The sequence below is a fragment of the Cytobacillus sp. FSL M8-0252 genome (assembly GCF_038007345.1).
Lineage (GTDB): Bacteria > Bacillota > Bacilli > Bacillales > Cytobacillaceae > Cytobacillus > Cytobacillus kochii.
Genome location: NZ_JBBOWZ010000001.1, coordinates 1,276,022 through 1,288,724 on the forward strand (window position 1 = coordinate 1,276,022; position 12,703 = coordinate 1,288,724).

A 12,703-nucleotide genomic window follows, 5' to 3' on the forward strand; every position below is an offset into this window, starting at 1 on the left:
AAATTATTTTGACATATGCCTGACACATTCACTGATTAAATTATAAAACAAGGCAAGCAAAATCAAATGAAAGAAGGGATTTTTAATGAATGAATTCAATCATTTTGAAGATAATCGCGAGTATCAATCGAAGCGAAAAAATACTTGGTTTAAAAGTGTAACAATGACTGTAGCAAGTGGAGTTATGGGCTCAGCCCTAACTTTAGGAGCAATCAATTATTTTCCTAATGAAACAAAACAGTCTACGGAGGTTGTACAGGAGCAAGCAGAAACTAATGTTTCCAAAGTTAATGCTGAAACGGTATCAACTACGAGTGATGGGTCGATTGCAGATATAGTAGAAAAAGCCTCTAAAGCAATCGTAGGCGTTGTCAACATGCAAGACCAGCAAGCAAACCCTTTTAGTCATTCTACAGGCAACACCCAAAGTGGGGAAGCAGTTGAAAGTGGTACTGGCTCTGGTGTTATTTTCAAGCAAACAGACAATGAAACGTATATTGTGACAAACAATCACGTCATTGAAGGAGCGTCTAATATTCAGGTTTCTCTGCATAATGGTGAAAAGCTTCAAGCTGAACTTGTTGGAACAGATTCATTAACAGATATTGCCGTGTTAAAAGTGAATGAAAAAGTAGACGCTGAAGTCCTTTCTTTTACTGATTCTTCAAACCTTCGTGCAGGAGATCAAGTGTTAGCAATAGGCAATCCACTAGGCTTAGATTTATCCAGAACAGTAACTCAAGGAATTGTAAGTGCAGTGGATCGATCGATTGAAGTCTCTACCTCAGCCGGAGAATGGGATTTAAATGTCATACAAACAGATGCAGCAATAAATCCTGGAAATAGTGGTGGAGCACTTATTGACTCAAATGGGAATTTGGTTGGTATTAATAGTTTGAAAATAGCTGATAGTGGCGTAGAAGGGTTAGGCTTTGCCATTCCAAGTAACGATGTCGAGAACATTATTGATCAGTTAATGAAGGATGGTAAAATCATTCGACCTTATCTAGGTGTTGGTTTGATGGACTTAAATCAAGTACCGCAGTTTTATCAAGAACAATTACCAAAAAATGTAGAAGAAGGTGCCATTATTACCCAAGTTGAGGAAGGTTCGACAGCAGAAACGGCGGGGTTGCAAGCTGAGGATATTTTAGTTTCAATTGGTGATCAAACTATTACAGCCGCTAATGACTTAAGAGAATCTCTTTATAAAGACTTTTCAATTGGCGATAAGGTTAAAATATACTTTTATCGTGATGGTGAAAAGAAAACAGTAGAAGTAACGTTACAAGGAAATGGGGAAAAGCAAGTTGAAAAAGAATAAATTATTGATTGCCACTGGTTGTATGTTTGTTGCGCTGTCATAGTTGCTGTTGTTTTATACAATAGCCATTCAAAAGCAGCGACAGTCAATGGAGAAAATATAAGCAAAGATGATTTGAATGAAGCGTTAATGTCTCAATATGGCACTTCTGTTCTAGATACATTAATATCTGATCAAATTGTTCTTCAAGAAATGGATAAGGAGAAGGTAACTGTAACTGAAGAAGAAGTGGCTGAAGAAATGGATGCCTATATGGAGCAATATGGGGGAGAAGAGGCATTTAAAGAAGTGTTAGATGAAAACGGGGTATCCTATGACTCTATAGAACATAATATCGAAATCTACTTAGGTTCAAAGAAATTGATCACACCAGGAATAGAAATTACTGATGATGAGATGGAAACATACTTTGAAGAAAATAAAGAAAGTTTTTCTCAGGCAGAAGAGATAGAAGCAAGTCATATCCTAGTAGAAGATGAGGATACTGCCAAAGAAGTAAAACAAAAACTCGATGATGGTGACGATTTCTCAGAATTAGCAGCTTCTTATTCAACCGATGATTCAAATAAAGATAATGGCGGTGAATTGGGGTATTTTGGTGAAGGTGAAATGGTAGAAGCATTTGAAGAAGTGGCTTTTGCTATGGAAGTGGACGAAGTGAGTGATCCAGTTAAAACAGATTATGGTTATCACATTATTAAAGTAACAGATCATAAAGAACCGAAAGAAGCCAATTACGAAGATGCGAAAGAAGAAATAAAAGAGATGTTAATAGAGTCTAAGCTTTCTACTGAATATACGGAATGGCTAAATGAGAAATACGAAGAATACGAGATTAAAACGTATATTTAAAGGAGGTGAACGATTTTGAAAGGAAGGAAAGAGCTCAAACATGAAATCTCAAAAATGGATGGGGTTATACTTAAAAAACGCTTAAGTTCCTTTATGAATGCGGACCCCCATTCAAATGGGAGAGGGGGATATAATGTTCGTAGCGTATACTTTGATAACTTTGAAAACAAAGCACTAATAGAAAAAAAAGAAGGCTATATGAACCGGGCAAAATATAGGGTTCGCACATATAATAATGATTTTGACACAATTAATCTAGAAAAGAAAAGTAAGAAGAATAATCTGACCTATAAAGAAAAATGTCGGATGACAGCTGAGGAATATGAGCTTATTAGAGCTAGCGACATTTTATGGATGGAGAATGATTCCAGACCATTAATGAGGGATCTTTTCCATAACATGATTCGTTATCAATTGAAGCCAGTAACGGTTGTCGATTATGAGAGGGATGTTTATATCTACCCATATGGTAATGTACGTCTCACTTTTGATAGCAATATTCGTACAAGCTTAAGGAATCCCGACTTTTTAAATACGACAATGCCTATGGTACCATCCCTTGATCATCAATTGATGATACTTGAAGTAAAGTATGATGAATACATTCCCGATGTCATTAAAATGCTTCTGCAAATGCTAGATCGCAGGAAGGGCACGTATTCTAAATATCAATTAAGTAGAATGTATGGATTATAGAGAGAATAGGAGAAAAGCAAAATGGAAAGTGTGAATTTTTCAGATGTATTTAAATCAAGCTTTTTAGAAAAGACAGAGAGTTTTTCAATTATAGATTCCCTAATAGGTTTATTCATGGCTTTTGCAATTGGACTTTTTATTTATGCAGTATATAAGAAGACATTTTCTGGTGTGATTTATTCACATACTTTTAATATATCCCTCATTATAATGACCATGGCTACAGCATTAATTATTATGGGAATTTCCTCGAATGTCCTGTTATCACTAGGTATGGTTGGTGCTTTATCCATTGTCCGTTTTCGTACACCAATTAAAGACCCTATGGATCTTGTTTATCTTTTTTGGGCGATTGTTGCCGGTATTCTTTGCGGAGCAGGCTTTATTCCGTTAGTGATTATTGGCAGTTTAATGATCGGTCTCGTACTTGTATTGTTCGTTAACAAAATTACGATTCAGAACCCTTACTTACTCATTGTAAAATATGGGGGTGAAGATGTGGAATCTCAACTAGAATCGCTATTATCAAAGGTCACTAATAAACATATGATGAAATCCAAATCTATCATGAATGGTAATCAAGTAGAAATTACTTATGAAGTAAGAATGAAAAAAGAGCAATCTCAAGTGGTGAATAATGTAACGAACCTTAGCGGGGTAGAGTCGGCTGTAATGTTAAGCTATGACGGTAATTTTACAGCGTAAATGAACAGGAGAAAGGAATATGATTAAACGCAAATATGTCGTTCTCGTTTTTCTAATGTTGGCTGTTTTATTTGTTGGTATTCTATTCTTTCTACCTCATTTACTTCCAAAAGGGGAAGTAGTTGATCACTCTTATGTTTCAAAAGTATTCAATAAAAATAAAGTGACTCAAGTTGAGTTAACCCTAGCAGAAGATGATTGGGAAGATATACTAGAGAATCCGACGGAAGAAGAATATAAGATGGCAAATGTGACGATAAATGGAACTAAATTGAACCAAGTAGCTGTTCGGACAAAGGGGAATTCTTCCCTTTCTTCCGTTGCTAGAATGGAAGATTCTGATCGTTATAGCTTCAAAATAGACTTTGATTACTATACCGATCAAACTTTATATGGATTGAAAAAGTTGAATCTAAATAACCAATTTAGTGATGCTACGCAAATGCGAGAATATTTATCGTATCAATTAATGGAGAATATGGGATTACCCACACCTGCTTATTCTTATATGTATGTGACCATTAATGGTCAGGAATGGGGATTATATTTAGGTGTTGAACAAGTAGACGAAGTGATGCTTGGAAGATATTTTGAAAATCCATATGGATCATTGTACAAGCCAGATGGTACAAATAGTGACTTGAAATGGGTAAGTGATGATATTGATGATTACTCAGGTTTAAACTTGAAATCAGAGGAGCAAGATGAACAAGCGTTAATAGATATGTTAGATAGTATCAATAATGGTGGCAATTTAGAAAAAACTTTAGATGTGGATCAAGTATTACGATATTTTGCAGTAAATACGGCTGTCGTTAGCATGGATAGTTACCAAGGGCAAATGAAGCACAACTATTATTTATATGAAAATGATGGTAAGTTCTCAATCATTCCGTGGGACTATAATATGGCATTTGGCGGCTTTGGAGTAGGTATGGGTGGCGGAGGACGCATGAACGGAGATTCTTCAATCGCTGAAGAAAACCAAAACAAAAATCAAAATCAGGAACAACAAGGTCTAGCACCAGGAGAAGGTGGGCAAGGTGAGGATGAACAAGGTCAAGTTCACCAAGCTGAAATGGGGAACTTCGATGGTGGCATGGGAAATAGTAATTTAATGAGTGAAGATACGATTAATTTCAGTATTTCCGAACCTGTAGCTGGTACTTCTTTAGATGAGAGGCCTTTACTTAATGCTTTATTGGCAAATGATGAATTTAAAAAGCAATATGAAGCATACCTTGAAAAGATTGCCGAAGAATATATGACAAAAGAGTCTTACCAAAATACAACTACACAAATTAGTACATTGATTCTTCCTTATGTAGAACAGGATCCTACCAAGTTTTATACAACAGAAGAATTTCTACAAGCAGTGCAAGGTGATGAGAGTTTACCAGCATTTGCTGAGGCGAGATCAGAATCGATACTTGCTCAGCTTTCAGGTGAATTAGAAGTAGAATCACAAGCTTCTGAAGTCAATAACATGTTCCCTAGCCGAGCAGGTGGTGATGACCAGGAAGGTCAAGAAAGAGGAGAAGTATTCCAACCGCCAAACGGTAATGAAGGAAACATTGATGGTGAAATGCCTGAACGTCCGCAAGGCAATGGAGACTTTCCGCAGGAAGGAGATTTTGAGACACCAGAAGGGTTTGAAGGTATGCCTGGTGGTGAGGGACGTGGACAAGAAGAGCAACCTAGTACAGTAAAGTTCAAAACGTCAGCAATCATCTTGTATGTGGGTCTAATCACAGCTTTATTAGGAACAACTTTTTTTATCTTCTTGTTTAAACGAAGAGGAAGATAAGTAAATGCATAAAAAATCAAAATACTATTGACAATTAATTCAATACCCGATAAAATTTCCTTTATCAAAGCAACACATTAAATTTAATATGATTCTTATCGAGAGAGACTGAGGGACCAGGCCCGAAGATGTCCGGCAACCTCCTTTTAAAGGGAAGGTGCTAAATCCTGCAGAATGATTTCATTCTGAAAGATAAGGTTTAATAACAATCATTTGTTGAGCCTCTTTCAAAGTGAAAGAGGCTCATTTTATGTTGTAGAGGATTTAGGGAGGGTGAGGTAAATGATTGAAGTCAATCATTTAGTGAAAATTTATAAAAGCAAAAAGAAGCAAGTAATAGGGGTTGACAATGTATCCCTTTCTATTAAAGAAGGGGAAATATACGGGATTATTGGCTATAGTGGAGCAGGGAAAAGTTCTTTATTACGCTGTCTAAATTTATTGGAGAGACCGACATCTGGTGAAGTGAAAATTGATGGCGTTGATTTAACATCTTTAACAAGTAAAGAATTAAGAAAAGCAAGGCAGAAGATAGGTATGATTTTTCAGCATTTTTATTTAGCGAGTTCGAAGACAGTGTATGAGAATATTGCCTTTGCTTTAAAAGCGGCAGGTAAAAGCCCGAAAGAAATAGATATCAGGGTGAAAGAACTATTAGAATTAGTGGGTTTAGCAGATAAAATTCATCAGTATCCCACACAATTAAGTGGTGGTCAAAAGCAAAGGGTAGGAATAGCCAGAGCACTCGCTAATGATCCAAAGGTTTTACTTTGCGATGAAGCCACGTCAGCTCTAGACCCTAAAACAACAAAATCAATCCTGAACTTATTAAAATCAATTAATAAAAAGCTAGGATTAACCATCGTACTTATCACTCATGAGATGGAAGTAGTCAAAGAGATTTGTCATAGGTTAGCTGTTATGCAAGATGGAAAGGTCATAGAAGAGGGACCGGTGTATGATATATTTGCGAATCCAATTGAACCACTTACAAAGGATTTCATTCAGAGTGTTCTTCAATTTGACTTACCACAACAATTGATTGAAAACAGGAAGGGAACAATCATTAAGATTCAATTTAAAGGTGCAATAGCAGAAGAATCTGTTGTTTCTGAACTGTTCCAAACATTCAAAGTAAAAGGAAATATTCTTCACGGCAAGATTGAATATATTCAAGAAGTACCTCTTGGTATTTTTATTATGGAGTTGACTGGCGAAATACCTGAAATAGAAAGAGCTATACAATATATTCAAGAAAGAACACAGAATTTGGAGGTAGTTGAACATGTTGCTTGAGTCCATTCAGGCGTTACTTCCTGAACTAAATACAGCTGTATTACAAACAATTTATATGGTCGCCATTTCTTTAGTTGCGGCACTTATACTAGGTCTTCCACTAGGGATCTTATTATTCGTTACAGACGAAGGATTGTTCTTAAAGAATAGATTTGTAAATGCTGTTACCGGTTGGATTGTCAATTTGATCCGCTCTATTCCTTATATTATTTTGTTAGTAGCTCTATTGCCGTTAACAAAATTAATTGCAGGTTCAACTATTGGTCCTACAGCGGCTTCTGTTTCATTATCTGTAGCAGCGATTCCGTTTTTTGCAAGATTGGTAGAAACATCCTTAAGAGAAATAGATAAAGGAGTCATTGAATCTGCAGTAGCAGTAGGCGCTTCCCCTTGGATGATAATTAAGGAAATTCTTGTCCCAGAAGCGAAACCTGGAATTGTTCAAGGTTTAACGATTACGACTATTAGTTTAATTGGTTATTCAGCAATGGCAGGTATTATTGGCGGCGGTGGTATTGGTGATTTAGCGATACGTTTCGGTTACTATCGCTATGATAATGTCATTATGATTACGACAGTAATTGTCCTCGTTGTATTGGTGCAAATCATTCAAATTGGTGGGGATAAATTAACTAAATATGTAGATAAGAGATAATAAATTCAAACGATAGATATAGTAAAGGGGATGGAGCCTTTACTATATCTATTTATCCTAATGATTGAGTATTAAAGAGAAGATGGAAACAGACGGGGAGGAAGGATTCTATGAGCACGATAACAGCTTCATCTAAGGAAGCGTATTTAGCTGAACAACTCGCTCGACCATTTATTAAGACGGCTCAACAAGAAGAATTATTTCATAAAGCTACGATATTAGCAGAAGGATTTAGTAAGAGGGCGCAAAAGATTGATGAAAATGCAGAATTCCCTTTTGAAAATTTTGAAGAATTAAAACAATCAAATTACTTAAGTTTAACGATTCCGAAAGAATATGGTGGTAAAGAGATTTCCTTATATGAATATTTCTTAATACAAGAAAGGATTGCCCAAGGTGATGCGTCTACGGCTTTATGTATTGGTTGGCACTTAGGTGTTATCTATGATTTAAGGGTTAAACGGAAATGGAAGGAAGAACAGTTTGCCAAGTTATGTGAAATGGTTATCAAAGATAATAAATTGATTAACCGCTGTGCAACTGAGGTAGCAACTGGCAGTCCAACCCGTGGTGGACTACCAGCGACTACTGCGGTGAAAAAAGGAACACAATGGATCTTGAATGGAAGAAAATCTTTTGCTTCGATGGCACCAGGGTTAGATTTTTCTCTTATTACAGCAACGATAGAAGCTTCAGGAGAAATTGGTATATTCCTTGTACCTCATGAGAACCCTGGTTTAAAAGTGGAATCAAATTGGAATATGCTAGGGATGCGGGGCACGCGTAGTGACGATCTCGTGTTAGAGAATGTAATTGTAGAAGAAACAGCATTAGTCGAATTAGAAGGTGTTCATTTTTATGCGATTCCTAATGCATGGTTACTACATTCAGCTGCTTGTTTTATTGGCGTTGCTATTGCAGCTCGGAACTATGCCATTATTTTTGCTTCTGAATATCAACCTAATAGCCTGCCTGGTCCAATCAGTGAAGTACCAGAAGTGCAACGTAAAATTGGGGAAATGGAACTCGAGCTACTAAAAGCGCGAACAGCACTCTATTCTATAGCGGATCGTTGGGATAATGAACCGAATAAACGAGGAGAATTAGGAGCAGAACTTGGAGCCATCAAACATCTTGTCTCTAACAGTGCTAATAAAGTGGTCGATTGGGCAATGAGAATAGTTGGTGCACAAAGCTTGCAACAAAGAAATCCTTTGCAGCGTTATTACCGTGATGTGCGAGCTGCGCTCCATAATCCGCCTATGGATGATGTAGTAATCACAAATTTAGCAAAAAAAGCATTATCATTTCAAAATAACAATGATTAATAAAACTATTTAAATCACATGCCCCTCTTCATATTTGGAGAGGGTTATTATTTGTATAGGCATATAGATTAGCTCCAATTTTTATCATTTTCATCGTATATGGGCTTCAAAATATTTCGTTTTTCATAATTCTTTTTTTAAAGGCTTCTTTCCTTTTGAAAATGAATTATACTAGTAGATGTGAAAATGAAAAACGTAGAAAGTGGTGTACAGATTGAAAAAGTTTATTTCATCAATGACAATGGTTTCTTCCGTACAATGGGTCTTTTTTATTTTTGCCAATACTGTTGTCATTCCGATTTCCATTGCCAATGTATTTGAGCTATCTAGTGAAACGATGGCAATGATGATTAGAGCATCACTCATACTTACAGGTATTACTTGTATACTACAAGGATGGAAAGGTCATCGTTTCCCGATTATGGAAGGGCATTCAGGGTTATTATGGGGAATTATCCTTAATCTTGGGCTTTCAGCACAAGCGCTTAATATTGGATTAGAACGTATTGGTGGTGGGATTGTTACTGGTATTGTTTTAGCTAGTCTAGTGACCATTTTGCTGATTGCTTGTGGTGGTTTTTCATTATTGCAAGCCATCTTTAGTCCGATGGTAATGACTGTATATTTGTTTTTGCTTACTTTTCAATTAATGTTTATCTTTTTTGAAGGTATGTTAAAGATGACCTCGACTGGCGTCATTGATATAGGTATAAGTCTTTATTCTGTAGTACTCGCTCTGATTGTCGCTACATTAAAAATGAAGGGTAATCAACTTATTAGCAATTTTTCTATCTTAATTGGCCTTTTAGGGGGCTGGCTTGGTTATGTCCTATTGTTTGGTAATGATGGGGCGGGTATGACAACATCGGCACCTTTCCAACTTTTTCCATTAGGGGCTCCTAATCTTGAAATGGGAATTGTCGTAGTCACTTTTGTTGCCGTATTATTAAACTTAAGTAATACATTTGCTTCTATTAACGCTGCAGAAAAACTTCTACAAAGGAGAGCAGCAAAAAAAGGGTTTAAAGGCTCAATGCTGATTACTTCAATTTCTACCATTATTGGATCTGGTTTCGGACTTGTTCCCTATACACCATTTACATCAACGATTGGTTTCTTGCAAAGTACGAGAATTTATGAAAGAAAGCCATTCTTTATCGGTGGTGCTTTACTTACGATCATTGGTATTGTTCCAATTTTAGGCTCATTTCTTTCAATGTTGCCTGTTACAGTTGGAAACGCAGTCTTGTTTGTTGCCTATATGCAATTATTTGGTACTGCATTCAGTAGTTTAAATGGAAAGACGTTTAATTCCAATACGATATTTAGGTTAGCAGCACCTGTATTAATTGGTATTAGTATTATGAATATTTCACCTGCTATCTTTTCGGAATTACCTGTACTCATTCAACCATTTTTAGCAAATGGATTAATAATGGGTGTTATTATCTCAATTATATTAGAAAAAGCAGTGAACTGGCTTAAATACGAAGATCAACCTATTAAAAGAGGAAAAGCAAGTTGATGTTTCCTTCTTTGGTATAAGACATATTCTTGCACGTTTCTTAACTAGGCAAATGAAAATAAAACACGTAAGATAGAATAGTAGCGAATCAAAAAAGGGGATTTTGTGATGGAAGGAATTACACTGAGTTCATTGCTAGATGTAATTGGGGAGTTATTTTCAGATGAAGTGTCAATTGTAGTTTCAAATACAACAGAGTATATTTACTATCGTCCAAGTAAACGTGTTGACTTGAAAATTCGGCCAGGGGATATTGTAAAAGAAGGAAGTATTGCTGACAAAGCGCTTAAGGCTGAACAAAAGGTGTCAGAGTTTATTAATAGGGATGTATTTGGTGTACCTTATCACGGGATGGCTGTTCCATTTAAAAATAATGGAAAAATTGAAGGGTGTGTGACTGCTATTTTTCCAACATTGACAGAGGGGAAATCTGTCGTTACATTAAAGACAAGTGATGGTTGGGTACCTGTTCCATTTAATGAAGTATATTTCTTGGAAGCCAAAGATCGTAAAACACATGTTCATGCTATTTACTCTTCTGGTACGCATAAAAATACGCTACAGGAGTTTGAGTATATTTTACCAAAGGAAAACTTTATTCGCTGTCACAGGTCATTTTTGGTGAATGTTAATCAAATACAAGAGATATTTCCTGACTCTCATTCTACTTTTTTATTATTAATGAGAAATGGTGCAAAAGTGCCTGTTAGTCAATCCTATTCTAGTTATTTTCGTAAGTTGCTCGGCTTCTAAATCAAAGGCATAAATGGATGAATAACATTTAACTCAATATTTTCTGATTATCTGAAAAAATCTGCTGGCTTATCGGCAGATTTTGCTGTTTTATCAAAATTTTTCATTAATTATACTAAAAAAATAATCCCATTCTGATTTATTAGTAAAATAGTTATTAAGTATTCTTTACAGAAAGAGGGATGGGAATATGGATAATAAACTTGGGAGAGTTAAAATTCAGACACTTCAGAACAATATCATGACTGCAGAAGGGGCTGCAGAAATGATTAAAGATGGCATGACATTGGGGTTAAGTGGATTTACTCGTGCGGGAGATGTGAAAGCGGTTCCTGTCGCATTAGCAGAAAGAGCAAAAACTGAAGATTTTAAAGTCAATGTGTATACAGGCGCATCTCTTGGATCGGATGTTGATAAGTTGTTTGCAGAAGCCGGTATTTTAAATAAGAGATTACCATTTCAAGCGGACTCAACAATGAGAAAAGGCATTAATAAAGGGGACTTCTTATTTGTTGATCAACATTTATCTCACACAGCAGAACTTATCCGTTCAGGGGTATTACATGTGGATGTAGCTATTTTGGAAGCGGTTTCGATTGAAGATGACGGAACAATTGTACCTACAACATCAGTTGGTAACTCACTGTCTTTTGCAGAACATGCCCATAGTGTAATTGTTGAAATTAATATGGCCCAATTACCATCACTAAAAGGGTTACATGATATTTATAGTCCAGATAAACAAGGTGAGCGTGGTCCAATTCCAATTACAAATGTAGCCGATCGTATTGGTGAGATAGGTATTAAAGTGAATCCGGAGAAAATTAAAGCGATTGTGTTTACTGAACAAGGCGATTCACCTTCAACTATTGTTCAGCCAGATGAGGAAACAGTTATTATGGCACAACATTTAACCAACTTTCTTCGCAATGAAATTGCAGCAGGGAGATTAGATGAAAAACTTGCCCCATTACAATCAGGCATTGGTTCGGTAGCAAATGCTGTATTACATGGCATGATTGACTCTGAATTCACAGACTTAGAGGTGTATTCAGAAGTACTTCAAGATGCAGTATTTGATTTAATTGATGCTGGGAAAGTAAAGTTTGCGTCAGGTTGTTCCATTACACTTTCAGAAGAAAAGATGCAAGAAGTGTTTGCACATTTCGATCAATATCGCGATAAGTTATTGTTAAGACCACAAGAGATCACTAATCATCCGGAATTAATTCGCCGCTTAGGATTAATCTCTATCAATACTGCATTAGAACTAGATATCTATGGCAATGTGAATTCTACTCATGTTCAAGGAACTAAGATGATGAATGGTATTGGCGGATCAGGGGATTTTGCAAGAAATGCAAGGTTAGCTATATTCGTGACAAAATCAATTGCTAAAGATGGAAAAGTTTCAAGTATTGTACCTTTTGCTTCACATATTGATCATACAGAACATGATGTTGACGTAATTGTCACAGAACAAGGCTACGCAGATTTAAGAGGATTGGCTCCTCGTGAACGAGTTGAGTTAATCATTGAAAATTGTGCGCATCCGTTATACAAGGATCAACTTAGAGATTATTATTATGAAGCATTATCAGCAGGTGGCCAAACCCCACATATTCTAGCGAAAGCTTTTTCTTGGCATTTAAACTATGTGGAAAATGGCACAATGTTAGCTTCAGAGAAAGTGGATGTTTAAGGAACAAATATAAATTATAAAATACGAGTTAGAAAAGTAACCTAAGTTAATACTCAGGTT

11 protein-coding genes and 1 riboswitch are annotated in these 12,703 nt (G+C 36.1%); all 11 genes read left to right on the top strand.

Annotation, left to right across the window (positions count from 1 at the left end; all coding sequences use genetic code 11):
* Positions 1 to 85 precede the first annotated feature (85 nt).
* The 11 genes from MKX83_RS06675 to MKX83_RS06725 all read left to right on the top strand — a co-directional run bounded on the left by MKX83_RS06675 (position 86) and on the right by MKX83_RS06725 (position 12,643).
* Positions 86 to 1,324: a S1C family serine protease gene (locus tag MKX83_RS06675; RefSeq protein WP_341054688.1), complete on the top strand. Its 1,239-nt coding sequence runs from the start codon at positions 86 to 88 to the stop codon at positions 1,322 to 1,324.
* Between the two features lie 18 nt (positions 1,325 to 1,342).
* On the top strand, positions 1,343 to 2,176 hold the full coding sequence (locus tag MKX83_RS06680) for a peptidylprolyl isomerase (RefSeq protein ID WP_341054690.1): 834 nt from the start codon (positions 1,343 to 1,345) through the stop codon (positions 2,174 to 2,176).
* Between the two features lie 15 nt (positions 2,177 to 2,191).
* Positions 2,192 to 2,872 carry a polyphosphate polymerase domain-containing protein gene (locus MKX83_RS06685; protein ID WP_340978181.1) on the top strand — a complete coding sequence of 227 codons (681 nt, stop codon included), beginning with the start codon at positions 2,192 to 2,194 and terminating at the stop codon, positions 2,870 to 2,872.
* A 21-nt stretch (positions 2,873 to 2,893) separates the two neighbouring features.
* A complete protein-coding gene (locus MKX83_RS06690) occupies positions 2,894 to 3,577 on the top strand; it encodes a DUF4956 domain-containing protein (protein WP_095370148.1) in 684 nt (227 codons plus the stop codon).
* Positions 3,578 to 3,596: 19 nt separating this feature from the next.
* Positions 3,597 to 5,384: a CotH kinase family protein gene (locus MKX83_RS06695; RefSeq protein WP_095370147.1), complete on the top strand. Its 1,788-nt coding sequence runs from the start codon at positions 3,597 to 3,599 to the stop codon at positions 5,382 to 5,384.
* A gap of 92 nt (positions 5,385 to 5,476) precedes the next feature.
* Positions 5,477 to 5,583, top strand: a riboswitch (SAM riboswitch).
* Between the two features lie 83 nt (positions 5,584 to 5,666).
* A complete protein-coding gene (locus MKX83_RS06700) occupies positions 5,667 to 6,680 on the top strand; it encodes a methionine ABC transporter ATP-binding protein (protein ID WP_095370146.1) in 1,014 nt (337 codons plus the stop codon).
* Entirely contained in the window at positions 6,670 to 7,335 is a 666-nt protein-coding gene (locus MKX83_RS06705) for a methionine ABC transporter permease (RefSeq protein WP_095370145.1), read from the top strand. Before MKX83_RS06700 ends, MKX83_RS06705 begins: the two co-directional genes overlap by 11 nt.
* 110 nt (positions 7,336 to 7,445) lie before the next feature.
* Positions 7,446 to 8,663, top strand: a complete 1,218-nt coding sequence (locus MKX83_RS06710; RefSeq protein ID WP_095370144.1) for an acyl-CoA dehydrogenase family protein — start codon at positions 7,446 to 7,448, stop codon at positions 8,661 to 8,663.
* Positions 8,664 to 8,877: 214 nt separating this feature from the next.
* A complete protein-coding gene (locus tag MKX83_RS06715; protein WP_341054692.1) occupies positions 8,878 to 10,188 on the top strand; it encodes a uracil/xanthine transporter in 1,311 nt (436 codons plus the stop codon).
* A gap of 108 nt (positions 10,189 to 10,296) precedes the next feature.
* Positions 10,297 to 10,941, top strand: a complete 645-nt coding sequence (locus MKX83_RS06720) for a LytTR family DNA-binding domain-containing protein (RefSeq protein ID WP_095370143.1) — start codon at positions 10,297 to 10,299, stop codon at positions 10,939 to 10,941.
* Between the two features lie 190 nt (positions 10,942 to 11,131).
* Positions 11,132 to 12,643, top strand: a complete 1,512-nt coding sequence (locus MKX83_RS06725) for a succinate CoA transferase (protein WP_095370142.1) — start codon at positions 11,132 to 11,134, stop codon at positions 12,641 to 12,643.
* The last annotated feature ends 60 nt before the right edge of the window (positions 12,644 to 12,703 follow it).

Coding starts and splice junctions, on each gene's coding strand:
- MKX83_RS06675 (WP_341054688.1), top strand. CDS start 86: ATGAATGAATTCAATCATTTTGAAGATAATCGCGAGTATCAATCGAAG.
- MKX83_RS06690 (WP_095370148.1), top strand. CDS start 2,894: ATGGAAAGTGTGAATTTTTCAGATGTATTTAAATCAAGCTTTTTAGAA.
- MKX83_RS06695 (WP_095370147.1), top strand. CDS start 3,597: ATGATTAAACGCAAATATGTCGTTCTCGTTTTTCTAATGTTGGCTGTT.
- MKX83_RS06700 (WP_095370146.1), top strand. CDS start 5,667: ATGATTGAAGTCAATCATTTAGTGAAAATTTATAAAAGCAAAAAGAAG.
- MKX83_RS06705 (WP_095370145.1), top strand. CDS start 6,670: ATGTTGCTTGAGTCCATTCAGGCGTTACTTCCTGAACTAAATACAGCT.
- MKX83_RS06710 (WP_095370144.1), top strand. CDS start 7,446: ATGAGCACGATAACAGCTTCATCTAAGGAAGCGTATTTAGCTGAACAA.
- MKX83_RS06720 (WP_095370143.1), top strand. CDS start 10,297: ATGGAAGGAATTACACTGAGTTCATTGCTAGATGTAATTGGGGAGTTA.
- MKX83_RS06725 (WP_095370142.1), top strand. CDS start 11,132: ATGGATAATAAACTTGGGAGAGTTAAAATTCAGACACTTCAGAACAAT.